This window comes from Lawsonibacter faecis (assembly GCF_014287675.1).
GTDB classification, from domain to species: Bacteria; Bacillota; Clostridia; order Oscillospirales; family Oscillospiraceae; genus Pseudoflavonifractor; species Pseudoflavonifractor faecis.
The window spans coordinates 1-24819 of sequence record NZ_JACOPQ010000001.1; the positions used below are offsets into that span (position 1 = coordinate 1).

At 59.2% G+C, this 24819-nt stretch carries 18 protein-coding genes and 2 tRNA genes; 8 read left to right on the plus strand and 12 right to left on the minus strand.

Going from position 1 to position 24819, the window contains the following annotated elements; genetic code table 11:
* The first annotated feature begins 240 nt into the window (after positions 1 to 240).
* The gene (locus H8S62_RS00005) at positions 241 to 5580 is read left to right on the plus strand and encodes an S-layer homology domain-containing protein (protein ID WP_186918105.1); all 5340 of its coding nucleotides are present in this window, start codon (positions 241 to 243) and stop codon (positions 5578 to 5580) included.
* Between the two features lie 347 nt (positions 5581 to 5927).
* Here the strand turns inward: H8S62_RS00005 and H8S62_RS18610 are convergent, their stop codons facing one another.
* From H8S62_RS18610 to H8S62_RS00040, 8 genes are all read right to left on the minus strand, one after another.
* Complete coding sequence (locus H8S62_RS18610; RefSeq protein WP_423788652.1) at positions 5928 to 6065, minus strand: DUF4368 domain-containing protein; 138 nt, start codon at positions 6063 to 6065, stop codon at positions 5928 to 5930.
* A gap of 9 nt (positions 6066 to 6074) precedes the next feature.
* Entirely contained in the window at positions 6075 to 6200 is a 126-nt protein-coding gene (locus H8S62_RS18255; protein WP_279287728.1) for a hypothetical protein, read from the minus strand.
* A gap of 502 nt (positions 6201 to 6702) precedes the next feature.
* Positions 6703 to 8433, minus strand: a complete 1731-nt coding sequence (locus tag H8S62_RS00015) for an ABC transporter ATP-binding protein (RefSeq protein ID WP_186918107.1) — start codon at positions 8431 to 8433, stop codon at positions 6703 to 6705.
* A complete protein-coding gene (locus H8S62_RS00020) occupies positions 8426 to 10201 on the minus strand; it encodes an ABC transporter ATP-binding protein (protein WP_155145517.1) in 1776 nt (591 codons plus the stop codon). The genes H8S62_RS00015 and H8S62_RS00020 overlap by 8 nt, the downstream gene beginning before the upstream one ends.
* The gene (locus H8S62_RS00025; protein ID WP_186918108.1) at positions 10198 to 11682 is read right to left on the minus strand and encodes an ABC transporter ATP-binding protein; all 1485 of its coding nucleotides are present in this window, start codon (positions 11680 to 11682) and stop codon (positions 10198 to 10200) included. The genes H8S62_RS00020 and H8S62_RS00025 overlap by 4 nt, the downstream gene beginning before the upstream one ends.
* 9 nt (positions 11683 to 11691) lie before the next feature.
* On the minus strand, positions 11692 to 12429 hold the full coding sequence (locus H8S62_RS00030; protein WP_155145513.1) for an energy-coupling factor transporter transmembrane component T: 738 nt from the start codon (positions 12427 to 12429) through the stop codon (positions 11692 to 11694).
* Positions 12429 to 13010: an MptD family putative ECF transporter S component gene (locus H8S62_RS00035; RefSeq protein WP_186918109.1), complete on the minus strand. Its 582-nt coding sequence runs from the start codon at positions 13008 to 13010 to the stop codon at positions 12429 to 12431. The genes H8S62_RS00030 and H8S62_RS00035 overlap by 1 nt, the downstream gene beginning before the upstream one ends.
* A 206-nt stretch (positions 13011 to 13216) precedes the next feature.
* Complete coding sequence (locus tag H8S62_RS00040) at positions 13217 to 14185, minus strand: helix-turn-helix transcriptional regulator (RefSeq protein WP_155145509.1); 969 nt, start codon at positions 14183 to 14185, stop codon at positions 13217 to 13219.
* 557 nt (positions 14186 to 14742) lie between these two features.
* Here H8S62_RS00040 and H8S62_RS00045 point away from each other — a divergent pair.
* From H8S62_RS00045 to H8S62_RS00055, 3 genes are all read left to right on the plus strand, one after another.
* Entirely contained in the window at positions 14743 to 15048 is a 306-nt protein-coding gene (locus tag H8S62_RS00045; protein WP_155145507.1) for a helix-turn-helix domain-containing protein, read from the plus strand.
* Between the two features lie 667 nt (positions 15049 to 15715).
* Complete coding sequence (locus H8S62_RS00050) at positions 15716 to 15925, plus strand: helix-turn-helix domain-containing protein (protein ID WP_186918110.1); 210 nt, start codon at positions 15716 to 15718, stop codon at positions 15923 to 15925.
* An 84-nt stretch (positions 15926 to 16009) separates the two neighbouring features.
* Positions 16010 to 17161: a tyrosine-type recombinase/integrase gene (locus tag H8S62_RS00055; protein WP_186918111.1), complete on the plus strand. Its 1152-nt coding sequence runs from the start codon at positions 16010 to 16012 to the stop codon at positions 17159 to 17161.
* A 210-nt stretch (positions 17162 to 17371) separates the two neighbouring features.
* Here the strand turns inward: H8S62_RS00055 and H8S62_RS00060 are convergent.
* The 3 genes from H8S62_RS00060 to H8S62_RS00070 form a co-directional block, all read right to left on the minus strand.
* Positions 17372 to 17446, minus strand: a tRNA-Thr gene (locus H8S62_RS00060).
* A 159-nt stretch (positions 17447 to 17605) separates the two neighbouring features.
* Positions 17606 to 17675, minus strand: a tRNA-Ala gene (locus H8S62_RS00065).
* 1383 nt (positions 17676 to 19058) lie between these two features.
* Positions 19059 to 20000: a selenium metabolism-associated LysR family transcriptional regulator gene (locus H8S62_RS00070; protein ID WP_186918112.1), complete on the minus strand. Its 942-nt coding sequence runs from the start codon at positions 19998 to 20000 to the stop codon at positions 19059 to 19061.
* Between the two features lie 423 nt (positions 20001 to 20423).
* Between H8S62_RS00070 and yedE the strand changes: the two genes are divergently transcribed.
* From yedE to H8S62_RS00085, 3 genes are read left to right on the plus strand one after another with little or no spacing between them, the layout of a single operon-like run.
* A complete protein-coding gene (gene yedE / locus H8S62_RS00075; RefSeq protein ID WP_155145572.1) occupies positions 20424 to 21479 on the plus strand; it encodes a YedE family putative selenium transporter in 1056 nt (351 codons plus the stop codon).
* Positions 21480 to 21534: 55 nt separating this feature from the next.
* Positions 21535 to 21738, plus strand: coding sequence for a sulfurtransferase TusA family protein (locus H8S62_RS00080; RefSeq protein WP_186918113.1), 204 nt, complete (start codon positions 21535 to 21537; stop codon positions 21736 to 21738).
* Positions 21738 to 21977 (plus strand): putative Se/S carrier protein, encoded by a 240-nt coding sequence (locus H8S62_RS00085; protein WP_155145498.1) that lies wholly within the window; start codon positions 21738 to 21740, stop codon positions 21975 to 21977. Before H8S62_RS00080 ends, H8S62_RS00085 begins: the two co-directional genes overlap by 1 nt.
* A 134-nt stretch (positions 21978 to 22111) precedes the next feature.
* Here H8S62_RS00085 and H8S62_RS00090 read toward each other — a convergent pair whose 3' ends face one another.
* The gene (locus H8S62_RS00090) at positions 22112 to 22834 is read right to left on the minus strand and encodes a DUF554 domain-containing protein (RefSeq protein ID WP_186918325.1); all 723 of its coding nucleotides are present in this window, start codon (positions 22832 to 22834) and stop codon (positions 22112 to 22114) included.
* 409 nt (positions 22835 to 23243) lie between these two features.
* Between H8S62_RS00090 and H8S62_RS00095 the strand changes: the two genes are divergently transcribed.
* Positions 23244 to 24782: a putative polysaccharide biosynthesis protein gene (locus tag H8S62_RS00095; protein WP_243255230.1), complete on the plus strand. Its 1539-nt coding sequence runs from the start codon at positions 23244 to 23246 to the stop codon at positions 24780 to 24782.
* Positions 24783 to 24819 lie beyond the last annotated feature (37 nt).

A 24819-nucleotide genomic window follows, 5' to 3' on the forward strand; every position in this document is an offset into this window, starting at 1 on the left:
GAGGAGTGGAAGAAGGGCCTGAGCACCGCCCTCACCATGTACGCCGCCGACCAGAGCGACGCCAACTGGGACGGCGTCAAGTCCGCTTTCGTGGACAACTGGGCTGTCGAGTATCAGCTTACCCACGAGGGTTAATTTCATATTGTGCTGTTTGGTAAAAGGGCGGGCCCCCCGGCAAATCCGGAGCGCGGCATCCCCATCACTTTCACGAAAGGAAGGAACGTTAAAATGAGGCGTTATTTGCGTAAAAGCACAGCCGTCGTCCTCGCGCTCATCCTGTGCCTGTCGAGTATTTTGACCGGCGCGTATGCGGCTGATTCCGCTTCCTCACTCAGCTATGGCGACGTGCCGGAGGGCGTCTGGTACTATGACGCGGTGCAGTTCGTGACCGAGCGGGGCTTTATGGAGGGCTCTGACACCGGAGATTTTCTCCCGGAGACACCCACCACCCGCGGCCAGTTCGCAGCGGTCCTCTATCACATGGAGAACGAACCTGAGGCGGCCGGGCCCGCCGCCTTTACCGACGTCCCCTCCGACGCCTGGTATGCAGCTCCCGTATCGTGGGCCAGCGGCGCGGGTCTCATTCAAGGCGTCGGCGGGGGACAATTCCTGCCGGACGAGCCCATTCACCGGCAGGACCTGATCGTGATGGCCTACCGCTACGCGCAGCATAAGGGCTGCGATGTGACGCGGCAGGCGGATCTGTCTGCATTTCGGGATGCTGGCGAAGTTGCGGATTACGCGCTGACGGCGGTCAGGTGGGCCGTCGCCGAGGGCGTTGTACTTGGCGGCGACGGGCTGCTCAGCCCGGGCAGAGCCATTCAGCGCTGTGAGACGGCGGCTCTCCTGACGAGGCTGGCGGCGCTGCCCGGACTCACCGCTTCCTCAAAGCCAACCCGCCCGTCCAGACCTTCCTACAATCCCACCCCCGTCTATCCCGACAATCCTGAGGTAAATTTGAATGAATACGGCTTGGCGGAAGATATTGAGGACGGCGCGATCCTCCACGCCTGGTGCTGGAACTTCAATACCATCAAGGAGATGATTCCGCAGATCGCCGCGGCCGGCTTCTCCGCCGTGCAGACCTCCCCCATCAATTCAATCATTGAAGGCGATAACGGCGGACTCCAGATTAGCGGGAAAGGCAAGTGGTATTACCACTATCAGCCCACCGAGTACGAAGAGATAGGCAACTACCAGCTTGGTACCGACGAGGAATTCAGGGAGATGTGCGAAGTCGCCCATCAGTACGGTGTGAAGGTCATAGTCGATCAGGTGCTCAATCACATGACCGCCTCCGAGGGCGCCATTTCGGACAAGATTAAAAACGAGATTGACTGGGGGGACCCGGGGGAGTGGGGCAACCCGGAAAAGCCCTGGACGCACAAGAATACCGGTACCAAGTGGTCGGAAAAGGACCGCTTTGAGGAGACGCAGAACCCTCTAAGCGGCTTGATTGAGTGGAATACCCAAAACGAGAACGTCCAGCAGTACCTCCGCCAGTGGCTGGAGACCTGCGTCGCGGCCGGGGCCGACGGCTTCCGCTATGACGCCGCCAAGCTGATCGAGCTGCCGGACGATATCTCCGTCACATATCCCGAGTATCAGTTCAGCAGCGATTTTTGGCCCACGGTGCTGCAGAATGGAGCCAGCTTCCAGTATGGCGAGGTCCTGCAGGAGGGAGAACCAAACCACATCTACAGCCCGGAATTGACGGGCGGCTACAATGATCAGGACAGCAGCCGCCTGTCGGCCTATCAGAGCCAGACCTTTACCACCGCGGACGGCGAGAAGAAGAACATGAACACCACGCTGTCCTTCTACGGCTTCCGCCTGCGTGACGCCATCAGCAGCGGTCATGTTGACGCCGGCTTCGTCGGCGACATGCTGGTTCCCGAGGGCGCCAGCGCGCAGCGCGCTGTTACCTGGGTGGAGTCCCACGACAACTACTGCAACAACGCAAGCTACAGCGAGCTCAGCGAGCAGCAGGTGATTCAGGCCTGGGCCATCCTGTCCGCCCGCAAGGAGGGTACGCCCCTGTTCTTCAGCCGTCCCAAAAACAGCAGCGCCAGCAATCCTTGGGGCGACAACGCGATCGGTCCGGAGGGCAGCCACTTCTTTATGGACGCTCAGGTCGTGGCGGTCAACTTCTTCCGCAATGAGATGGGCGATCGGGAGGAGTACCTGAGCAACCCCACCGGGTCGGACAAGGTCATCATGATCGAGCGCGGCACCGCCGGCGCCGTCATTGTGAACCTGCTTGACGAGGATCTTGTGCTGGACAAGGTCCCGGTTCAGAGCATGGCGGACGGCGCCTATACCGATCAGGCCTACGGCTCGGCTTTCACGGTGCAGGGCGGCAAGCTCTCCGGCGTCGTCAAGGCCGGCAAGGTCGCGGTGGTCTATGATTCCAAGGTGGACAGCCCCCTGGCGTTTGAGCCGGAGATAACCCTGTCCGTCCCCTCCGGCGATTTCCTGACCGATACGCTGGACGTCTCCGTCTCCGTCAGAGGCGTCGACCGCGCAGCCTATCAGATCGGCGGCGGCGAAGCAAAGCCGGTCGCAAACGGCGACGTGATCACCATTGGCGAGGGCGTACAGGCCGACGAGTCCGTCACACTGACTCTGTCGGGCTACAATGCGGCCGGCGAACTGGTGGCTCAGGCTTCGGCCACCTACACCAAGAGGCTCTACAATGCCGATACCGTTGTCTATATCGAGGATGCCCTGTGCGCGGCAAAGGGCTGGAATCAGGCATATGTTTATATCTGGGTGTCTGTAAACAACGCCAATTTAAGCAATCAGGGCTGGCCCGGCGCCAAGGCCGTGCTCCAGACCGAGGGCGATTGGGCCGGGTACTGGAAATACGTGGTGCCTTATGAACTTGAGAGTATCGCAAATCTTCATGTCATTGTCCATGGAAACACGGGCGGCCAGATTGAGAAAGACGAGATGCTGATCAGCCCGGGGCAAGTGAAGGTTCTGACCGCCGACGAATCGTGGGTCGACGGTGACACGGTGACAAACAAGGCCAAGGTCTATACGAGTCCCGGCGGCGGCACAACCTTTACAGACAGCCTGAGCGTCACCCTGTACGCCCTGAACTGCGCCAGCGCGACCTATCAGCTCGATGGCGGCGCCCCGGTCCCATATACCAGCGGAGAGAGCATCACCATTGGCGACGGTATGGAAAATAACGACACCGCCACCGTTGCCCTGGCGGGCTATGACGCAGACGGACAGAAGGTTGCCCAGGCCAGCGCCACCTATACGAAGCGGATTTATGAGGGAAAAGCCGCAATCTATGTGGACCCCGCGGTAAAGCCGGAGTGGGATGAGATAGCCGTCTATCTCTATGGCTCCAGTCTTAACAACGGTTCCTGGCCCGGATATCAGCTGACTGAGGCGGACATGGAGAACGGGCTCTATGTCTATCCTCTTCCGGAGAATCTCCAGGGCAGCACCTTGACGGTCATCTTCAACAACAACAATCATGGAGAGCAGGTCGAGCACGGCTGGAAAATCGGCCCTGATCAGCGTAAAATCTGGAGGGCGGATGAGAGTGTCAGCTACGGCGTGTGGGAAGACCACGTCATTGAGACCGTCATCTATATCTCGAAGGACTTCTGCGACGGGAAAGCATGGCAGAACGTGAATGCCCATGTCTATAACAACAACAACGCCACCACTACCTGGCCCGGCATCCCGGGCGTGCTCCAGGAGAGCGGCGTATGGGCGGGCTACTATAAGGTTGATGTGCCGGCCGACCGCTTTGAGGATCTGAACGACCTGCGTGTAATCCTGAACAACGGCGACCAGCAGATTGACGTCGGCAGCGGCAATGACGTGGACATCGCCTGGGGCCAGACAAAGGTATTGACCGCCGGCGGCCTCTGGGTCAACGGCTATGAGCTGACGGCTTCCAGCGTCTACGCCACCCCCGGCAGCGGCGCGGAGTTCTACGGGAACACGCTGGACGTGACGCTGCATGCCGAAAATGTGGTAAGCGCCTCCTACAAGATGGGCGAAACCGGCGAGACCGTTCCATATGAGGACGGCGCGGTTATCACCATCGGTCAGGATGCCGCGGACAATGAGACCGTCACCGTCTACCTGGAAGGCACCAATGCAGGCGGCGTCACGGTGACGGACACCGCCGCCTATACCAAGCACTTTGCCGCCGGCGAGGAGGAGCTCAGCGTGCTCTTTATCGGCAACAGCTACACCTACTATAACGACGGCGTCTGGTCCCACTTCCAAAAGCTCGCTTACTCGGCAGGCTACAATGTGAAGGTAGACAGCGTTACCATCGGAAGTCACCATCTGTACGAGTTTGCCAACCCCAGCGAGGCCGACCCCAACGGCGGCCCGCTTGTGGAGAAAAAGCTCAGTACCAACCAGTACGACTATGTCTTCCTGCAGGAGCAGAGTACCTACCCGATTACGAACTATAACGATTTCGCAGACGCCGCTCAGAAGCTTTATGATCGGATTATGCTGCACAACGATGCGTGTAAGGTCATTCTCTATCAGACCTGGGGCCGGGAGAGCGGCAGCTCCAACCTCACGCAGGATGGACGCGGCTGGACCAACGAGACTATGACCCACGATTTGGAGTATGCCTACGCAAAGCTGGGGGAAACCCTGAATGTCCCGGTTTCTCCCGCCGGTACGGCGTTCCATGATGTGTATGCAGACTCCGGCGCGAAAATCGACATGTATGACGCCGACCAGACGCATCCCACGCTGGCCGGTACCTATCTGGCCTCGCTGGTCCATATTGGCACAGTGTTCGGAAAAGAGGCCGTGGAGCGTGCCGTCGGATACACCGCCGGGCTGCCTGAGGAAACGGTGCAACGCCTCAAACAGGCCGCGCTTGACGCGCCGGAGAAGGCCGAGCTTCCGTACCTCTACCTTACGCCTGCCGCGGAGGAGACCATTATCCAGGGCGACAGTCTGACCCTTACGCTGCACGCTGTCAATGTCGCCAATGCCGTCTATCAGATTAACGGCAGTGCGGAAACCCCGTTTGTCCATGGCGATAAAATCGTCATTACCCGCGATGATCTCAGAGATGGGAAGGTAACGGTGACGCTCAAGGGCGAAGACGCCAGCCAAGAACCTGTTGCTCCGGTTGATTTTACCTACTCCACCTCTGCCGTGGAGCACTATTTGGTGCTGGGCTGGTACGCCAAGACAAAGACCTCAGGCCTGGACGAGGATGTCATTGAAGCGTTTGTCTCCGAAATGAAGGCCTATCTCAAGGCCCAGGGCGCGACGGAAGCACAGCTTGCCGATATTGTGGTAAGGGCTTATACCGGAAATGTCGCCGACATGGGTGCCAGTATCAAGGCGGACAACGACGTGGATGTCATGATCGGCGTGGGGGAGAATATCGACGCTCCCACCTCGGCAGGCGGAGCAACCGCCGGGGTCCCGATCATCGAAAAGACCAATGGAATCTACATGGGTACCTCCAAAAAGAACCGCTGGATGGCGAGGCTCACAGAGGACGAAACTGCAGTTGCGGTGTACAATTGGATTAAGGACGCCTACGATACGGCCCCAACTGCGGTGTGAATTCGATAGGCCGGCGCTTAATATGTATCCAAAAAGTCTAAAGAACTGCCCGCAAACGACGCCAAGCGGCGTTTAACGGGAGCTTCATTTGCGACGGGGACGGGTACTTACCCGTCCCCGTCCTCCTATTTTACCCGCCTGCTGTCTGCGCCCCACAGCTCTTCACTCTCAGAGTCCTTTTGCCGGTACTCGTTCGAATACGCCCCTTCACTTCGATACCAGAATAACCACCCCAGCCTGCCCAAGAAGCCCACGTTTGGTAGGGAAGTAGCTTTTTTCGGGGATTTGGTGCGGGCCACTACGCGGAAATACCGGCTAGTTCCGTAAGCGCGATAGTACCGGCAAAGTTATAAACAAGCTCGATTTCCTGTTCCCGTATCGCCCGGCGCGCGAACGACTATCCCGTCTGCAAACTCCCGGAGCATGGCGGGCGTGAGTTCCTCAAAGGTCATGTACTTGTGAACCACCTCCATAAAGCGGCCCACGTTCAACGCCTAGTCCTTCTGCCGCTCCAGCTTCGCGGCCACCTCCCTGACGCTCTCCCGCAGGGACTTTTGTTCGGCCTCGCGGTTCGGGCGGCGGCGTTTCTCCGCCGCCCGAACCGCCGCTATGTAGTCCATGCCGCGCCTCCATCCATTAGAATGATAACAGTATATACGCCGAGACGAACAAAAGCAAGTCATGGTACCGCCGGGCATCTATAATACAAAAAAGGCTGTGAAATCAATGATTTCACAGCCTTTTTGGAGCTACTGAGCGGACTTGAACCGCTGGCCTGCTGATTACGAATATTGGGAGAATTGAAAATAGCCTGCTGACCGGTCCGTTTGGGACTGTTTGGTCGGCTTGGTCGTGCTGTTTGGGACCGCTGTCTCCACTGCCTCCGCCGCCGAATTTCCTGTTTTGGGTCAGCGTTTGGGTCAGGATTTGATAAAGATAAAACTAAGGTTGACAATAGAGAAGTCGACAGTTCGATCCCGTTCAGGTCACAGGGAGTCGGCAAACTCTATGAGTTTGCCGGCTCCCTGTTTGCAGAAATGAAATAAGAACGCTACCCTCTCATCCAAAGTATGAACGGAACCAGCAGACATATTGACTGCTGGTTCCGTTCCGTTTTAATTGCTACATCCTCCATGCTCCACTTTGCTGCTGAAGATCCATCATGTGGCGATAGAGACCGTCCTGCTGGGCAAGCTCGGCTGGTGCGCCGCTCTGGGCGATTTGGCCGCCATCCAGCACCACGATCTTATCCGCGCCGGAGACGGTGCGCATCCGGTGCGCGATGATAAGAACCGTCTTATCGGCAATCAGGCGTGAGAGTGCTTCCTGAATGAGCGTCTCATTCTCTGCGTCCAGGGACGCGGTGGCCTCGTCCAGCAGGATGATGGGGGCATCCTTCAAAAAGGCCCGGGCGATAGAGATGCGCTGCCGCTCGCCGCCGGAGAGCTGTGAGCCGTTTTCACCGATAAAGGTCTCATAGCCTTGGGGCAGCTTCTCCACAAACTCGTCGCAGTGCGCCAGCTTTGCCGCTGCAACCACCTCCGCGTCGCTGGCGTCCTTTTTGCCAATGCGGATATTTTCCAGCACGGAATTGTTAAAGAGCGTCACATCCTGAAACACAATGGAGTATAGGCCCATCAGAACTTCCGGGTCAGTCCGGGAGACGTCCATGCCGCCCACGGTAATCGTTCCACAGGTAATGTCCCAAAACCGGGCGGCCAGCCGGGATACGGTGGTCTTTCCTCCGCCTGAGGGGCCGATGAGAGCCGTCACCTCCCCCTGCTTTGCGGTAAAGGACACATCCCGGAGGACCTGCTCATTTCCGTTGTAGGCAAAGCCCACGTGGTCAAACACAATATCACAGCCTTGATTAGTCAGGCGCTCCGCCCCGGTCTGCACCGGATGGGAGAGGATCTCGTCCATGCGCTGGCACTGGATATTGGTGGAGAGAATGGCGGCCAGGTTTTGCAGGGCCAGCTGCATGGGGTCGTACAGCCGGGAGACCAGCAGCAAAAACATAAAAAAGGTCAGCACGCTCAGCGTGCCATTCGCCAGCAGCAATCCGCCAACCAGCGCCACCGTGGCGATGCCCAGCTTGAGGATCATCTGCGCGGAAACCACAAACACCGCCGTGCCCAGCTCAGAGATGATGGCCCGTTTCTCCACGGCCTTGATCTTGACATCCAGACCGGCCAGATAGGCGTCCTCGGCGTTGTTGGCCTTCAGGTCCCGGACAGATTCCAGGCACTCCTGAATGCCGTCGGCGCAGGCCATCATCGCCGCCATCTGCTTTCGGCTCAGGGCAAGCTGCACCCCGGAGGAGCAGGCGGTAATCAGGAATGCCACGGGCAGCACCCACAGCGCCGCCAGCGCCATGCGCCAGTCAAAGAAAAACAGGCTGACGGCAATGAGCGTGGTGGACACGATGGCCCCCGCCAGCTCGGCAATCCAGTGGGAGGTGGCCGTTTCCAGCTTGGCGCAGTCGGCCATAATGGTGCTGGTCAGGTCGGAGAGGTCCTTCTTGCCGAAAAAGGACAGGGGAAGCTTGCGCAGCCGTTCCGCCAGAGTCACCCGCCGCACGCCGCTCTCCACATAGGTGGAGAGGTAGGTGGCGTTGTACTGCCAATAGGTGGTCACGCCGATGACCACTAGGCACGCAAGGCACCCCGCAAGGTACAGCCCGCCCCGTCCCGCCGACACGCCGCCGGAGAGCAGGTCGGAGACAAACAGATACAGCAGCGATACCGGCAGCATGAGCGAAATGTCGTACACGGTGCAGGCTCCAAAGGCCTTGACCAGATCCTTGGCCCCCTTTTCTGACAGAGCAAACCGGTGACGTAAATAATTAAGCATTCCCCGCACCTACCTTCCACGCAGCGCTGCGGCTGTATTCGTCCCACAGGCGGGCGTAAAGGCCGCCCTGCTCCACCAGCTCTTGGTGTTTTCCGCTGGCATCGATCTTACCGTCCTTTACCACAAAAATGCGGTCTGCGTCGGTGACGGTGGACAGGCGGTGGGCGATCATAATGACGGTTTTCCCTTTGGACAGGGCGGTGAAGGCCGCCTGCACACGGGTTTCGTTGTCTGGATCGGCAAAGGCGGTGGCCTCGTCCAAAATCAGGATAGGGGCATTTTTCAGCATGACCCGCGCGATGGCGATGCGCTGCTGCTCCCCTCCGGAGAGGTAGACGCCGTCCGTACCAATCACCGTATCCATGCCCTGGGGCAGTCCTTCCAGAATGTCGCCGCACTGGGCAAAGCGGAGGGCCTGCTCCACCTCGTCCCGGGTGGCGGTGGGCTTTGCCATGCGGACGTTTTCAAAAATGCTGGTTTTGAGCAGCTTGGCATCCTGAAAGACAAAGGAAACGGTCTCCATACGCTCCGCCTTGGCGATTTCCCGCACATCCACGCCGCCGATGGACACTGTCCCCTCCATCGCATCCCAAAAGCGGGCAACGACGGAGGCCAGCGTGGTTTTGCCTCCGCCGGATGGTCCCACAAGGGCGATGTGCTCGCCGGGCCGGATGGAGAGGCTCACGCCGTCCAGCGCATTTTCCGCTCCGCCGGGGTAACGGAAGCTGACGCCGTTCAGCACGATGGAATTGTCTTTGGGATGCCGGGGGGCGGCCGGTTCGGGCAGAGGCTTCAGCGCCAGCACGCCGTCGATGCGCTCCATTGCGTCGGCTACGATCATTTTATTTTCGCTGGAGAACATGATCTTGGTCAGGGTGACGCTGATGATCGGGGTGATAATAATATAAAACAGCAGATTCAGCAGCAGCTCATCCGTCACGCCCCCAGCCGACAAGACCAGCCCCGCCGCGATCAGCACGGCGAACACGGCGTTGATGGCGGCGGTGTAAAACACCATCGGCAGGCGCATGTCCTTGGTATAGGCGATGACCCAGGTCTCATAATTGTCGATGGCGGCCTTGAAGCGCTTAAAGGAAAAGACCGACTGACCGAAGGTCTTGACCACTGGAATGCCCCGCACATACTCCACCGCCTCGTTGGACATTTGCTCCAGGGCGTTCTGGTACTCCTTCATTTTGTCCTGCATCCGTTTTCCGGTGAGGGAGGCCATGATGGCGAAGGCGATGACCACAGGAATGAGCGACAGGAGCCCCAACCGCCAGTCAAAGACCAGCAGCAGCGCCAGCAGACCCAGCGGGGTCACGTAAGCGCCGCACATATCCGGCAGCTGGTGGGCCAGATAGGTTTCCGTTGCGGCGCTGGATTCGTCTACGATCTTGCGCAGCTTGCCGCTGCCGATAGAATCCATAAAGCCCATGGGCAGGGTGACGATATGGTGCATGGCGGTGGAGCGGATATTGGCCTGTACCCGGAAGGCCGCAATGTGGGAACACATCAGCGCGGCGATGTAGACCAGCATGGACCCGACGGCCAGCCCCACGGCCAGCCAGCCGTTGTGGGCCAGGTCCACCGCCTTTTCAAACTGGGGCTGCACCGCAAGCACCTCTTGAATAATGCGCCAGATACACACGAAGGGCGCTAAGGCCAGCAGGGCGCTGACGGCCGACAAGACCCAGGATGCGATGGTCAGGACCTTGAACGATCCCGCATAGTCCAATAGTTTGGACAGATCTGATTGCTTTTTCAATGGGCCGGTTCCTCCTGTAACGAATTTTTGTTTGCCTCCGAATAAAAAAAGGCGCGAAACTTGCCGATGTTTTCTTCCGTCAGCGGATAGAGATCCAGGACCTTCCCATGCTCCAGATGGAGTATGTGGGTGCAGCAGCGGGCAATCAGCTCCGGGTCGTGGGTGATGATCAGCGTGGTTTCCCTCCCCCGGAGGGAGACGAGGCGCTGCGCAACCTGTTCCATGTGGCGGAAATCGAGGCCGCTGGTCGGCTCGTCAAAGAACAAAATCTTTTTTCCCGCCAGCAGGGCCGAGGCGATGGCCGTTCGCTGCTTCTGCCCTCCGGAGAGGGACATGGGATGACGCGCCGCAAGCCCGGAAAGATCCAGCTCTTCCAGTACGGAGGACGCCGCCCCCGGGGCTTCCGCCTCTATGCCAAGCCGCACCTCCTCCTCCACAGTTTCGCAGAAGAGCTGATGGTTCACGTCCTGCATGACCATGTAGCATATTTTCAAAAGCTGCCGTCGTTTGATCTCTGTGCCGTTTATTCTGACCGTGCCCTTAAAACGCCGCTCCAATCCGCACATACAGCGGGAAAATGTGGACTTCCCCGCGCCGTTATGACCGATCACGGCAATCGCCGCCCCCGCCGGCAGAGAGAGGGCCGGGATATCCAGCGCCATCTGACTGCCATAGGATAAGAAAAAATCCCTCAGCTCTATGGTATCGCAAACAGGCTGGCAGGCCGGAAGCGCCACCTGTGTCGGCGTCAGACCGCGCAATCCGAGCCGGGCCAGCCGCTCGGGAGGGAAGTGAAGCAGGGTTTCCATGGAAATGTCCAATTCCACCTGGCCCTCCCGGAAATAAACTGCCCGGTCGCAGATGCCCCGGAGCCAAGAGAGCCTGTGCTCCGCAATCACGATGGTTTTTCCTTTGGCTTTCCACCGGCGCAGCGTCTGCCTCAAATCCTCGATCGCCTCTACGTCCAGATTAGAGGTGGGCTCGTCCAGAACAAATAGTTCAGGCTCCATAGCTGAAATCCCGGCGCAGGCCACCTTTTGTTTTTCTCCGCCGGAGAGATTGAAAATACTGCGGCCCAACAGAGCCTCCATGCGAAATTCCTTTGCCGCCTGAGCGATACGGGTGCGAACGACCGCTTCCGGAAGCCCCAGGTTTTCGCAGCCAAAAGCCAACTCACTGGTGGTATCCACACAAAAAAACTGGCTGCGCGGATTTTGAAAGACACTGCCCACATGGCGGGCCGTTTCAAAAAGCTCCGTCTGGGAGACCTCCACGCCGTCCACCAACACCTGCCCGGTCAAGGTTCCCTCGTAGTAGTGTGGAATCAGGCCGTTGAGCAGTCGGGTAAGGGTAGTCTTTCCGCAGCCGGACTCCCCACACAGCAACAGGCACTGTCCTCGCGGAATGCTAAGGGACAGGTTCGACAGCGTCCCGTTCTCGCCATTTTCGTACCGAAAACTGACCTCTTTCAGTTCAACCATTCCGTCACCTCACCAGAGGCCCGCGGCACTCAGTGCCAGCGCCCCATAGGGGAGCAGGCAGAGCGCCGCAAAAATCGTGTCCTGAACATGGAAGCCGATCTCACATACGTTTGTGCGCCGCACGTTGCCGCCCAGCCCCCGGGTCAGGGCGGCGGCGGACAGCTCCTCGCCGATCTTCACCGAGCAGGTCATCAGCGGAACCATTCGATATTCCACTATTTTCCCCGCGTGTCTGCCCCCAAGGGCGATTCCCCGCATCTTCATGGCGGCGTTGATGGACGAAAACTCATCCGCCACGGTTGGAAAAAAGCGAAACATCACGGACAGAGGGATAATGATGATCTCACTGAGATGCAGCCGCAGCATGGCGGCGGTAAACTCGCTGACCGTCGTGGTGGATACCACGTAGGCCCCCATCATCAAGCTGGGCAGAGAACGGGTCAGAATGCCGCGGGTTCCCAGCAGGATGAAATAGACAGGGCCGCTGAGCAACGGCCCCGCCAGACGAAAGGCCGATTCAGCCAGTATATATACGGCGGCGGCAATGAGCGCCGCTTTGTAGGCGCGGGCCGACAGCAGAAGAATCACGGGCAGCAGGCTGAGCGCATAGGGCAAAAAGCTCATCTGCCGGCTCCCGGCGCCGCCCAAAACGAAGGTCGCCATGGTGATCAGCAGCAGCAGCTTTGTGCGGGGGTCCAGCACCAGACCACGGCGCTCCACGTCGGCTTGTAAAATCCGCCCCTGCATCAGGCAATGCCCGCCTTTACAAAATGCTTTTTCAGCAGCGCCTTGCCAGCCACGCCGCCGATCAACCCGCCTGCAAAGGCGCTTGCCAGCAGGATGGGACACATCCACATGGGCATCAGCGCGGTCATGGCGTCAATATACGCCTGACCAAACTCCTGCCGGGTGGAGAAGTATTTTTCGATGTTTATGAAAAAGGGAATGTAATTGCCCCAGACCCAAATGCTAAAGATTCCGCTGGTCAAAATCGCCTTGGCACCGCTGCGATAGCCGCCGCTTTTATAGCACAGCTCCGCCAGTCCGCCGGTAATCAGCCCCACAAGCAGCGCGTAGTATCCCATACCGGTGAGCAGCATCAAAAGACCCATGAGAATACTCATGATCCAAATCATGCCGAACCTTTTTACCTTGGTTAAAAACAGCATGAACGGTATGCCGCCCAAAATCGGAACCAGTATGCACATCAGCACCATCAGTATGGGGATATACCCCAGCATGGCCACCGCAAACACCACTACAAAGTAGATCGCGGTGAAGATACCGACATTGATCAGGTCTTTGCCTTTTAATTTTTCGTGTTTCATGTGTTACCTCCGTGTTTCTGCCTCGCACGTTCTTTTCGTTAGCTTCCGCTAACTATCAATCAAAAAGAAACGCCGTCCGGCGTGAAATTTCTTTCCTATTCTACGACAAAACGCGGCCCCCCTCCACTCCGTTTGGGCGGCGAAGGCTCCAAACAGGCAGCGATTTCGGAGGTAGAACCCGGTGGGACAACCGGGTGACGCATCATTCAGTCAGGAGAATTCGCACTTCCCATTCGATACTCACGCGGGGAGACGCCCAGTACATCCCGGAAGGCTTTGGCAAACTTACTGCCATTGTCATAGCCGTGATGTCCGGCAATTTCTATCACCCGCAGCTTCGTCTGGCGGAGCATCCGCGCCGCTGAGAGCATCTTTTGCTCGCGGATATAGGTGTAGACGGAAACGCCGTACACACCGCGAAAGCTGGCCTTGAGCTGCGTCTCCGACACGCCGAAATGCTCAGACAGACAGGTGATGGTGATGTGCCGATTCATGTGCCGGAGGAGATACTCGGCCACTCGCTTGGCCAGCTGCACCTGAGAGGCTGAATAGCCCTGTGGTTTTTGGGCGTCCTGCGTAGAAAGCCCGCTCAGAAACAGCAGAAGCTCCATCACCTTTACCTTGAAATATCCCACTCGGATGCGCTCCGGCACGGTATAGAGTTCGGAAAAAATATGCTCCAGGGAGGGAGATTTTCGCAGCACAAACAAATTCCTGGAAGTGCAAAACTTTTCCGCCAGCGCCTCGGGGCGCACATCCACTCCGTCCAAAATGCAGGAGAGGCACCGTGGCGCTTGCTCTACATCCAGCATGACTGTGATACCGTGATAGTGGTTCTGTGGAAATAGCATTTCCAGCCCCACGTCGTCCTTGCCGTGAACGGAGATGTCGCCGGGGGCGAGGTAAAAGAACTGATCGCCCATTTGGCATTCTCCCCGCCCCTCCCGGCAGTGTTCGATCTCAATGACATTGCCCATGGGCCGGGATACATCCGTGGCACAGCGCCGGGCATGGACGTCATTGTAGATGAGCCGGATGCCGGGAAAAACGGCATAGCTGGTCATGACAACTTCGCCCTCCTGATCCGACAGGCGATATATGGTGCAGTTATCCCCACGATTCATAATTTCGACTTGACTGCCATAGAGTACTTTTTCTTCCTTCGTGGCATCCATAGCCCAGCCCTCTTTTCCTCATAAATTTCCCGATACATTCTGTATTTGTTTCTCTGGTCTATCTCATTCACATTAGTTAGTATATGCTAACTTCCGAGGAAAGAAAAACCGCATCGTCTGCGGTTTTCCCTGGCTCCGCTTGGCAGAATGGGCATGATAGCCATATTTTATAATCGGCGGGTTCGTTTTGTCAACTGGGGATTATCGTTTGCTTGTGCTCAAGTGATAGCACCTATGTTAAGGCGGGGGAAACAGTATAAGCTGTTCCCCCGCCCCTTTGCTGCCCAATTGACTAAAATAAGCTGAGCAAATGTACAGAACAGAGAAAAACCGAGAAAGCAGAAGTTTTTTCGCTCAACCCTCTGTTTCAACGGGTAAATAAGTAAGGGGGGGGGTTCAGGCATCCATTTTCGTCAATCTGGCTAAACCAGACCCATCCATTATGTGCAAGAAGCAGAAAGGAGCTGGAATATGAAATTATTTTTTGTGCAACCCCCGGTTCCAACGGGTAAGTAAGTGAGGGGCCTTTTCTCTGTCATTTAAAACAGGAGGTGCACATGAAGGAACCATTTGTCATGCTGTCAAAAAAGACGTTTGATTATCATCTGCCGCCCATCCCATTCGCGGTCTACTGCTACCTGCTGTGCTGCCGCAACAAGCAGAAGGGCTGCTACCCCAGCCGGCGGACCATCTCCAAAGCCTGTGGGATCTCAGACAGCTCCGTGGGACGGGCCATCCGGGAGTTGGAGAACGCGGGGCTGGTCCGGGTAACGCACAACTTCGGGGACGGCCGCCAGCGCAACAACTCCTACGAGCTGCTCTCTCTGGAGGCTGACACCCCACCCCCTGTCACAGAGCGATAGGATAAAACAAAACAAATAAGGAAGGAATACTTAATACAGAGAAAAGACAAACAGCACCGTGGAGGCACAGCGCCCCGCGCAGCCGCCCATGCGGCCCCGTGTGCCCCTTTCTGGGGCTGGGCGGCCCCGTACCCCTCCACCGGCCAAGAGCGCAACACAGGGCCTTTGTGGCGGGACTCCCGCGCATCCCAACCCGCAACCCAGCGCAGCGGTTGCGGTTGGGAGAGGAGGAGCAAGAGAGCGGTGTGAGAAATGGCCGGAGGCCGTTTTGAACGAAGCGGACAATACTGACAAACTAAACCACGAACCAATGCAATGGTCGTGGTTTGGAGAGGAGGAGCGACGGAGTGAGCGAGCTTTCGTGCTTGCACGGAAGCGAGGGATACGCAGTCTGCAGCGAGGTGACACCCCCGGTCGAAAATGGTGCAGGATAAAGCGAGGGGGTCGCAAGCGCCCCCCTCGCGGACCACACCGCCCCGCAACGCGGGGCGGGACAAGGGCTTGCGGGGATTGGGGCGCGGGGATCATAGGTGGTCGGTTTGGCTCACTTCGGGGGTCATGGGTGGCCTGATGTCAAGATAATCGCCCTCAAACCCGCATGAAATCAGGATTCCTGAGATGCACCCCCGGGGTGCACCTCGGGGATCACACGCAAACAGGAGGATGTATGAAAGAAGTCAAGTACAAGAGCTACGACGAGCTGCCCCTGACGCTCTCCGTGCCGGAGGTGGCCGCTGTTCTGGGCATCAGCCGGGCGGGAGCATATGAGCTGGCCCGGAGCAAGGGCTTTCCTTCTCTGTCCATAGGCTCCCGCATCATCGTTCCAAAGGACAAATTCATCGCCTGGATCGAGACGCAGTGCACCGGGGGCAAATGATAACTTTTTGATAACTCTCCGCTGTTGGGGTGGCTATCGCCGCCCCCAAGTGGTATGGTGTGTTGCTGCAAAGGAGGCGATCAAATGCCAAAGAAACGGGCAAATGGCGAGGGCAGCATCCGCAAGCGCTCGGACGGGCGCTGGGAGGGCCGCTACACCGCGGGGCATGAGCCGGAGAGCGGGAGGCCCATTTACAAAAACGTCCTGGGCAAGACCCAGGCGGAGGTCAAGGAAAAGCTGAGGCAGGCCATTGAGGCGTGCCGGGACCTGGACGTGACGCGCTCCGGGGCCTACACGGTGGAGGAGTGGCTGAACACCTGGTACGAGCTGTACTCCAAGCCCTACGTCCGGGAGAGCACGGCGCAGTATTACAAGCGCTTCATCGACCTGCACATCGGACCGGCCATCGGAGACATCCCCCTGGGCAAGCTGACCGCCAGGGACATTCAGAAGCTGTACAACGACCTGCAGGACCACGGCAGGATCAGGGCCGCCCAGAAGTCGAAGCAGCCGGGCCTCAGCAGCGCCTCGGTGCGCGGCGTGCACATGCTGCTCCACAACTGCCTGGACCGGGCGGTGAAGGAGCGGCTGATCCTGCGCAACCCCACCGAGGACTGCCGCATCCCCAAGCTGGAGAAAAAGGAGATGCACATTCTCAGGCCGGAGCACATCGGCGCCTACCTGAAAGCCGCCCAGGCCCGGGACGCCCTGCCCATGTTCTACCTGGCTCTCACCTCCGGGGTGCGCAAGGGGGAGCTGGTAGCGCTGCTCTGGAGCGACGTGGACACGGAGCGCTGTACCGTCTCGGTCTCCAAGCAGGCCACGGTGAGCGGCGGGGAGATCAAGGTCACCCGGCCCAAGACCGCCACCTCCGTGCGCCGGGTCTCCGTCCCGAAGCAGACGGTCGAGCTGCTCATCCAGGAGCACGGCAGGCACCCGGACAACCCCTACCTGTTCCCCTCGCCCAAGACGGGCGGGATGTACTACCCGGACTCGGTGGTGAAGCTCCACAAGAAAATTTTGAAGGACGCCGGGCTGGAGCCCATCCGGCTCCACGACCTCCGGCACACCTTCGCCACCCTGGCCCTCCAGAGCGGCGTGGACGTAAAGACGGTCTCCAGCATGCTGGGGCACTACGACGCGGGCTTCACCCTCTCCACCTACGCCCACGCCACGGAGCGGATGCAGGAGGAGGCCGCGGAGAAGATGGGCAGCCTGATGAGCCAGGTGATGTAGCCCGAAGAAGCAAAGCGCCGGACGGCCCTGATCAAAAGAGCTGCCCGGTGCTTTTCGGTGCTTTCCCCGTATGGGTCAGGGCTTGGGTCCGGGGCGAAGAAGCGATGATACCGCCACGGGGCGGACCGGCTCCGGCAAGGTCCCGGAAAATGGGTCAACTTTAAAATCCATAACAAAAAGGCTGGAAAATCATTGATTTTCCAGCCTTTTTGGAGCTACCGGTCGGATTTGAACCGACGACCTGCTGATTACGAATCAGCTGCTCTACCCCTGAGCCACGGTAGCATATTCACTTTTGCGCCCATTCGGAGAGCTGGGCTGAGAATTACGAATCAGCTGCTCTACCAACTGAGCTACAGTAGCATATATGAGAGAGCGGGGACGCCGCTTTCTGTTTTAGATTGTCACCGGGGACGCTTCGGTTCCATTTTTACTATCGCTGCTTGGCCTACCCTACCTGCAATCTGGGACCTGCGCATTGCGAGTGCGCTGCTCTACCCCTGAGCCACGGCAGCATATACCAACGAGCGAACCGTCTGCCTTCTTCAAATCCGCCTTGACGATAAAATATAATAGCACATTTCGTGGGTTTCGTCAATCTCTCTTTCCCCACAGCCATAAATTCTTCAGCAGCTTATGCGCAGCGCTCGATTACCATTTGTATAATAAAAATATTTTTGCGAGAGAACCTGCATCATATTCGGTCCCGTCACCCGTCTCCAAAAATCTGTTGAAACAAACGTTTCTGCCCCAGGTTTTCAAACCAGCAATGAATATGTATATTTCGACATTTATAATGGGCAAATATAAATCCAGCTTTTACCTTCCAATTAACATAAATATCTTTTGTAACACTGTCTACAAAGAGTTATGCACATTTTCCACCGCTTTTTCCACACCCATTAACCCCTTGGTGTCTCATATGTTTTCCACTTTTCCACACAATTGTCCACAGCCCTCAACCGGAACTAACCCCATCTTGCACTTTTTCATTTTAATTTACATAATATTATTTTGCAGCGGTTCTGCGTCCTTCCATCCTCCCTCCGTCAATCACAACCGCGTCTCGGTTCGCCATCATAAATATCAGGGGATTATTTAAAAAGGTAATTTTTTTATGATATGGTAAAATAAGAGCGGCAGGTGTGAAAGCAGGAGGATATAAGGGACGGCTGCAAATGCTAAATAAAGCGTTAGGTACAGTAGGAACCAGGTGGGCAGCAAGACGTTTGAGGGAACGCACGTTCCGCCGGAAGCGGAAAATGCCGTTGGAGGATCTGCCGGTATGCACGCTGTCCAAGCATTGACAGACGGTGGAAATGGATCTGCGCAGATAGGCGTAGGAGCGGAGAGCGAGAGCTGCGGGGATTGCGAAGCAGGACTATCTTCACAGGACAAACGGCTGAATCCCGAGGTGTTCCTTTATTTAAACCAAGCTTAACTGCAGGGCTTCTATGGAAGCCTGGGTGAGGCGCGCCTCTGGAAGGCCGTCTGGCACCGGCGCTGGGTGGGAGCAAAGCGGAAGTCCCCAATTCGCGGGAAAAACGGAAGGAGTTCCGGCAGTGCGGCAACCAGCATACCAAAGGCGGCCCGGTACGCGCCCAGGTCAGCTGTATTTATGACATGCTGAAGACCCTGCCTCGTGAGAGGCAGGGTCTTCAGCGTCTGTCTGTCAAAGAAGTCCCTCGGGGCTTCTTTGACAGACAACTGTATTTGTATTATGGATATTCATTTGATTCCGTCGTCTGCAAATGACGGAGCTCTCGTAAGGCTTGCTCTGCGGAGGGGTTTTTTCAGTCTGATGCGGAAGGGTGCATGTATCTGCAGGGCGGAGCTTTCTCACCACCGCAGCGTTGAAAGCCGCCGCACAGGTTGACGCCGCGATCCACTCCCCGCCTCAATTCTCCAGCAGCTCCGCCTCCCCGCAGTCCTCCGGCCCGCCCCCGCCGTAGTAGCAGGGCAGCTCCCGCAGGAAGGTTCTCGCGGCGGGCGTGAGCATCCGGTTCTTGTGGTAAACGAGGTAGAACTCCCGCTCCAGCAGGGGACTATCGTAGTCAAAAGCCAGTATGCTGCCGGCGGCGGCGTACTCCTCCGCCGCCAGCCCGGAGACAATGGCGATGCCCAGGCCGTTCTTCACCGCCTGCAGGATGCTCTCGGTGCTCTCCAATTGGGCGGAGAGCTCCAGCCGCCTGGGGTCGAGGCCGATGCCCCGCAGGAACTCGTCCCCCTGCCGCCGGGTGCCCGATCCCGGCTCCCGCACTAAAAACGGCCCGGCCCCGAGCACCTCGTAGGGCATCACGCCCCCCAGGGCCTGATATTCCGGCGTGTTGGCCGTGGCGATGACCAGCCGCTCCGTGAGGAAAGGGACGCATTCGCACCCCGGCTTGTCCACCGGCGCGCCCACGATGCCAAGCTCGGCGCTCCCCTCCATGAGCCGCTGGACCACCAGGGCGCTGTCCCCCTGGTAGATCTGGAAGAACACCCTGGGCCACCGGACCCGAAAACGTGCGAGCACCCGGGGCAGCAGGTACTGGGACGGCACGGTGGAGGCAGCGATGGGCAGCGCGCCCCGGACCTCGCTGGCGGCGCTGCGCACCTCCCGTTCGGCCCGCTCGCACAGCCCCAGAATCTGGGCCGCGTAGTTATAGAGGACCTGCCCCGCGGGGGTCAGCGCCACGCTCCGGGTGGAGCGCATCACCACCTTCACCCCCAGGTCGTCCTCCAGCGCCGCCAAGTGGGCGCTCACGGTGGGCTGGGTAAGATAGAGGGCCTCCGCCGCCCGGGAAAAGCTCTTCAGCTTCGCCACCTGGACGAAAACCTCCAACTGTTTTAACTGCATATGGCTCAACCTCTCCGCAGACAATGCTCCCGCGAGCAAAGAGATGTTTGCAGGGCCGCCCCTCCGCCCCTGTCGGCTCGCTGTCCCGGAAGGGGCGTCAAGCCCTGTGCTGCATCCCTCTTGGCTCCCCGGCCACAGGTGCGTTTTGAGGCCGGCCGCCGTGCTGCGGCGGCTCTCAGGCCGTGATGCACTGCCAGCACGGCCGACCGTGGGGCCCTTCCCCCGGGATTCCCGCTTCCCATCCAGTCCGCTTTTCCTCATTATACACCACTTATTGTTTTTTTCTATATCTTTTATCGTAATCATTGAAAAACAAAATTTCAGTTTTTCCAGCCTATGGGCTACAATCAATACAGCATCCGTGTGTGCTGCACAAAGGTATATTAAGGAGGAGATCATTTGAAAAGCAAAGAGAGGCTCTGGATGATCGGCGCCGGTCTGGCGGTGGGCGTCATCGCAGTCGTCCTGGTGGTCCTGGGCAACCCTGCCAACATGGGCTTCTGCATCGCCTGCTTCCTGCGGGACATCGCCGGCGGCGTGGGCCTGCACCGGGCCGGCGTGGTTCAGTACATCCGTCCCGAGATCATCGGCCTGGTTCTGGGCGCCATGGTGATGGCCCTGGCCGGCAGGGAGTTTCAGGTCCGGGGCGGATCGTCCCCGGTTATCCGCTTCGTGCTGGGCTTCTGCGTCATGGTGGGCGCCCTCATGTTCCTGGGCTGCCCGCTGCGGATGGTCCTGCGTCTGGGCGGCGGCGACCTGAACGCTCTGGTTGGTCTGGTCGGCTTCGCCCTGGGCATCTTCGCGGGCACCCTGTTCCTGAAAAAGGGCTTCTCCCTCAAGAAGTCCCAGCCTCAGAGCAAGGTGGAGGGCTACGCCATGCCCGCTATCACCGTCGCCCTGCTGGTGCTGGTGCTGGCGGCCCCCGCCTTCCTCTTCTTTTCCAGCGAGGGACCCGGCTCCCAGCACGCCCCCATCGTCGCCGCCCTGGCCGCCGGCCTCATTGTGGGCGCCCTGGCCCAGAAGACCCGCCTGTGTATGGTGGGCGGCATCCGGGATGCGCTTTTGTTCAAGGACTTTCATCTGCTCACCGGCTTCATCGCCATCTTTGTGGCTGTCCTCGCCGGCAACCTGATTCTCAAATTCTCCGGCGTGAACCCCGCCGCCTTCACCCTCAGCTTCGCCGGCCAGAGCGTGGCCCATACCGACGGCCTGTGGAATTTCCTGGGCATGACTCTGGTGGGCCTCGCCTCCGTCATGCTGGGCGGCTGCCCCCTGCGGCAGCTCATCCTCTCCGGCAGCGGCAACAGCGACTCCACTGTCGCCGTACTGGGCATGGTAGTGGGCGCGGCCTTCTGCCACAACTTCGGTCTGGCGTCCTCCGGCACCGGACCCACCTTCAACGGCCAGGTGGCCGTCGTCATCGGTCTGGTGGTGGTGGCCGCCATCGGCGTGGGCAACCTCAACAGGAAAGCTGCATAGTACATCGTAACGCCTCCTGACAGGGGCGGCAAATATGATACCGAGGTGATTTAGTATGAACCAGATCGACGCCCGCGGCTTCTCCTGTCCGGAGCCCGTGCTCATGACCAAAAAGGCCCTTCAGGATCTGGGCAAACCTCTCACCGTCCTGGTGGACAGCCCCACTCCCCTCCAGAACATCACCCGCTTCGCCCGGAACGCGGGCCACAAGGTGGACAGCCGCCCCCTCGGGGACGACTTTGAGCTGGTCATCTCCTGATGGACCAGATCGCAACCTTTCACACACATTTCGGCGCCCTCAGCTTTCATCGGCGGCTCGCCGCCTTGGGGGACGCCCCGGTGATGATGCCCGTGCCGCGAAAGCTCTCCGCCTCCTGCGGAACCTGCGTCCGCTTCACCCTCCCCTTCTCGGAGGAAATCATGGCCGACGAGGACCTGGACGGGGTCTACGCAGCGGAGAACGGCGGCTACCGCCTTCTCTTTCAGGCCGACGAGTAACCCGCGTTCCGGTTATGGGAAGCCTGTCCCCATCGACTCCCGCCCCCTGCAGGGTGCGGCTTACCGGGCGGGCCGTGGCCCCCTCCGTGCCGCCCGGCATCAAGAAACCCGCGGCATAATGCCGCGGGTTTCTCTTACCCCAAAATCCTCCCCGCCAGTTCCCCGATGGCCCGGGCGGCGGGTATGTATGCAATGGGCAGGAAAATGGCGGGCAGCATGTTCCCCACCCGGATTTTCTCCTTGGGCAGCCCCAGCATATTCAGCGCGATGCCCACGATAATCGTCCCGCCCACGGCGCTCATCTCGGTCACCACCGCCGGGTCCATCCCCTGTCCCGCCAGGGCGAAAATCAGCGTCAGCCCACCCTCGTAAATCAGCAGCGGCACCGCCGAGAACGCCACGCCCACGCCCATGGCTGCGGCGAAGGTGATGGAGGTCACGCCGTCGATGACCGACTTTGAAACCAGAATATCGTATTTCCCCAGCATCCCCGCCTCCATGGAGCCGTTAATCGCCATCGCCCCCACACAGAAAAGGACGGAGGCAGTGACGAACCCCTCCACAAAGCGGCTGTTCCCGCCGCCCCGCACCAGCTTACGCCGCAGCAGCTCCCCCAGGCCGTCCATCCGCTTCTCGATGTTCAGCAGCTCCCCCAGCAGCGTGCCGGCCACCATGCATAAAATGACGCAGAGGGTGTTTTGGGTGCCGATCATGCTGGATACGCCGATGCCCAGCACACACAGCCCCAGGGCAGAGGTGATAGCCTTTGCAAACCGGGCGCTGATTCTGTTTTTAAAAAGCAGTCCAAGGGCGCTGCCCAGCAGCACCAGGGCCACGTTGATGAAGGTCCCTGTCATTGCATCCACACACTTTCGCACTTTGCATCAGTAAAAGATATAATACTCCCTCCGGCCCTGTTTGTCAAAGTAAAAAGCAGCCTCCGCCTTCGCAAGCCGAGTGGGCCCGCGCCGAAATCCTTCGCAGGGGCGGCAGAAGGCCTCCCCCCGTGAAAGGGACCGGCGGCGGGATCCGGCTGGGGAACCCTCTGCGGAAGCTCCCTTTTACCACAACCCTGTCCCCCTTCCGCACCGCCTGCCCTTTCAGCCCGTCCCCCACTCATGTCCCCCCCGTCCCCTGAATATAGTCTTAGGGGATCTCTTCAAACCGGCGAAACGCCCACGGCCGGACAAAAACCGCGCCCCTTGTCATTCTGCCGGTTTGAAGGGTCTCCCTATCAGGCTTTTACTTTACGAGGGGGCGCGCCATTTGAAACTCAATCGTTCATCCATGCTTTACGGCACTCTGGTTCTGACGGGCACCAGCATTGTCTCCCAGCTGCTGGGGTTTATCTACCGCATCTTTCTCTCCCGCCTCATCGGCGCGGAGGTGATGGGCCTTTATCAGCTCATCATGCCGGTCTACTCGGTCATTATGTCCCTCACCGCCGTGGGGCTTACGGTCGCTATGTCCAACCTCTCCGCCGAGTATCACGCCCTGCATAACCGGAGAGCCATTACGCAGCTTCTCCGCCGCTGCCTGGGGGCCTTTCTGATTTTATTCGCCCTGGTGGCCGGGGTTACCGTCTTGCTGTACGATCCCATCTCGGTCTACTTTCTGGGGGACGCGCGTACCCAGTTGGGCCTCCTGCTGCTTCTGCCCTGCATCCTCCTCACCGGCATTGAGAATCTCCACAAGCACTACTTTTACGGCACGGGCAACATCCGCCCTCCCGCCGCCGTGGAGCTCACCGAGCAGTTCATCCGCACCGGGGCGGTCCTGGGCCTGCTGGTCCTCTTCCTCCCACAGAACGCGGAGCGCACCGTGGCCCTCATCGTGGTGGGCATGTGCGTGTCCGAGCTCTTCTCCTCCGTCACCCTGGTTCTCCTATTTCAGCGGCATATGCGCAGGGCGGACGGTCTCCCCGGCGCCGGGGAGGGCAGCCGCCACCTGAACCACCGCATTCTGGTCATCGCGGCGCCCATCGCCGCCACCTCGCTGCTGGGCAATCTCATGGGCTCAGCCAACGCCGTCCTCATTCCCCAGCGTCTGGTGGCCGCGGGGATGGACGTCTCCCAGGCCATGAGCTCCTTCGGCGTTCTCTGCGGTATGACGGTTCCCATGCTCTACCTGCCCACCGCCTTCATTGGCGCCCTGGGTCTGGTGCTGGTGCCCAAGCTGGCCCGGAGCACCGCCCTGGGACGGAAGGAGGAGGTCTGCCGCCGCATCCACAAGTCCCTTCTCGCCACCTCGGTCATCACCATGCCCGCCATGGCCCTCCTGGTGGTGCTGGGACCCACCATCGGCGTCTACCTCTTCCGGGAGCCCACGGTGGGAGAGTACATCATCCCCCTCTCCATCAGCGTGCTTCTCTCCTGCTACCAGTCCGTCCTGGCGGGCAGCCTCAACGGCGTGGGAAAGCAGTCCTCCGCCGCCGTCATCTCCCTGGTCTGCGGCGCGGTCCAGCTGGCCTGCACCTTTTTCCTGATGGGCCTGCCCGGTGTGGGGCTGAAGGGCTACGTGGCGGGAGTGCTGGTCACGTCCGTGCTGGGCGTCCTTCTCTGCTGGCTGCGGGTGCACAGGGCCACCGGCCTCAAGGCCCAGCTTTTCCAGTGGTGTACCGCCCCCGCCCTCGCGTCCCTCCTCATGGGCCTGGTGGTCAACCTACTCTTCCGCGTCCTGATGGACAGCGGTATGGACGGCGTCCCGGCCTGCCTGTGCTGTATCGTCTTCGGCGGCGTGCTCTACCTGATCGCCCTCTCCGTTCAGGGCGTCCGGCCCACCCGGCTGTTCCGCCTGCCGCAGTAGGGATGTCGGCCCCGGCGGCCCCCTCTATAACGCTTTT

Coding starts and splice junctions, on each gene's coding strand:
- H8S62_RS00050 (WP_186918110.1), top strand. CDS start 15,716: ATGAAAGAAGTCAAGTACAAGAGCTACGACGAGCTGCCCCTGACGCTC.
- H8S62_RS00030 (WP_155145513.1), bottom strand. CDS start 12,429: ATGCAGGGGCGGATTTTACAAGCCGACGTGGAGCGCCGTGGTCTGGTG.
- H8S62_RS18255 (WP_279287728.1), bottom strand. CDS start 6,200: ATGGACTACATAGCGGCGGTTCGGGCGGCGGAGAAACGCCGCCGCCCG.
- H8S62_RS00090 (WP_186918325.1), bottom strand. CDS start 22,834: ATGACAGGGACCTTCATCAACGTGGCCCTGGTGCTGCTGGGCAGCGCC.
- H8S62_RS00085 (WP_155145498.1), top strand. CDS start 21,738: ATGGACCAGATCGCAACCTTTCACACACATTTCGGCGCCCTCAGCTTT.
- H8S62_RS00045 (WP_155145507.1), top strand. CDS start 14,743: ATGAAGGAACCATTTGTCATGCTGTCAAAAAAGACGTTTGATTATCAT.
- H8S62_RS00055 (WP_186918111.1), top strand. CDS start 16,010: ATGCCAAAGAAACGGGCAAATGGCGAGGGCAGCATCCGCAAGCGCTCG.
- H8S62_RS00040 (WP_155145509.1), bottom strand. CDS start 14,185: ATGGATGCCACGAAGGAAGAAAAAGTACTCTATGGCAGTCAAGTCGAA.
- H8S62_RS00035 (WP_186918109.1), bottom strand. CDS start 13,010: ATGAAACACGAAAAATTAAAAGGCAAAGACCTGATCAATGTCGGTATC.
- H8S62_RS00080 (WP_186918113.1), top strand. CDS start 21,535: ATGAACCAGATCGACGCCCGCGGCTTCTCCTGTCCGGAGCCCGTGCTC.
- H8S62_RS00025 (WP_186918108.1), bottom strand. CDS start 11,682: ATGGTTGAACTGAAAGAGGTCAGTTTTCGGTACGAAAATGGCGAGAAC.
- yedE (WP_155145572.1), top strand. CDS start 20,424: ATGATCGGCGCCGGTCTGGCGGTGGGCGTCATCGCAGTCGTCCTGGTG.
- H8S62_RS00015 (WP_186918107.1), bottom strand. CDS start 8,433: ATGCTTAATTATTTACGTCACCGGTTTGCTCTGTCAGAAAAGGGGGCC.
- H8S62_RS00070 (WP_186918112.1), bottom strand. CDS start 20,000: ATGCAGTTAAAACAGTTGGAGGTTTTCGTCCAGGTGGCGAAGCTGAAG.